Annotated in this window: 1 protein-coding gene and 1 pseudogene; both read right to left on the bottom strand. The window is 40.6% G+C overall.

Annotation, left to right across the window (positions count from 1 at the left end; genetic code table 11):
• Positions 1-282: pseudogene (locus PX481_RS25535) on the bottom strand (RNA-guided endonuclease TnpB family protein); the annotation flags it as partial.
• 227 nt (positions 283-509) lie between these two features.
• The gene (locus PX481_RS25530) at positions 510-731 is read right to left on the bottom strand and encodes a hypothetical protein (protein ID WP_002755098.1); all 222 of its coding nucleotides are present in this window, start codon (positions 729-731) and stop codon (positions 510-512) included.
• Positions 732-1,287: the final 556 nt, after the last annotated feature.

Below are 1,287 nucleotides of genomic sequence, written 5' to 3'. Positions count from 1 at the left end.
TTTACCAGCGATTTGGTTCTGGCAATTGTTATAGAACCTAAGAATAGCAGTCCAAGTCCGTTCGCAAGCCTGTTGACAAGCTGTAGAGTTAAGGTCTTTGACAAAAGGATATTCATCTCTTAATTGAGTTGTGTATCGATAAATATCTTTTTGTCCTACACCTTTATTGTCTGCCCAATATCTAAGACATTTATTCCGAACAAACTGGACTGTCCGAATAGCCTCATCAATGGCTTGATATTGAGATGGTTTTCCTCTAAGCTTGTACTCTAAAACAAACATTTTGCGTTATCGACCTACCACGCAAACTACTCTAGCATACTAAAGTTAAATTGGCAACTATAGATTAGAGTTATTCTTAGTCGTGCTTCGCTGTTCTATGCTGGCGGAACTTTTCATCTCCGAGGTGAAACCGAGGGTTCCTTCAAGCCGACATTATAGGTAAATAAGGAAGCGCACTTAATGCCCCAAGACTAGAATCTACCTCAGTGAAAGCAAATCTTACCTTATTAGCCATGAGTCAATTCTTGTTTCTCTTTTAATGCTTGAGCAAGAATGGCGGCAGCCTCAAAAGAGTCATGTAAACCTTGTCTAGGGAGATCATCTTCAATAGACATCGGTACAATACCAGAATCCTTGAGCAACTCGGCTACAAGAAAGTTAAGTAATAAGAGCTTATCGGAGTAAGACAATTGCTTTAGCAGGGGCGCAAATTGAGTAGTTGTCAGCATGGATTCAAGAAAGTTACGGATTTTGACTTTCTGCACTTTGTCTGAGTATAACACCACCTTTGCGCTAATCCCTGCCCCAAAAGCAGGCTAACTTTGCCGTTGGAGAGAAATCCCAGAAATGTTCAATCTAATCTTTATGGTTCTTCGGTTTGTGTCAGTGCGATGCCGAAGGCACTGCGTAGCAGTACGCCGCTCTGGTAGTGGATTGTTTCAGCTAAAATAGGGCAATAGATTTCGGCTTAAAGTCTTAGATTATAGAATTCATAGCATTTTTCTAATACACCAAATTAGCTGAAACAGTCCAGTAGGGTGCGTTAATGAAATGTAACGCACCTCTTTTTTCTCTAGTCAAACTATTAGAGCCAGTCTTAGGTTAAGTTGCCGAAAAAACATCTAGCCGACGATGCCTCTAGCGACTAGATGCCATGATCAAGTCATGTCTGTCCCTGACTAAAATAGAATTAGCGATTTCCCTAAGAGACCTAATTCCATGACGATTATCACTCTTTCACGTTATGTCACCAGAAACAATGAGATTTTAGGTGGAGAGCCAATT

Source organism: Microcystis sp. M53603_WE2 (assembly GCF_030065435.1).
The sequence above is the reverse complement of the archived record's forward strand: the minus strand, read 5'-3'. Positions and strand labels throughout refer to the sequence as shown.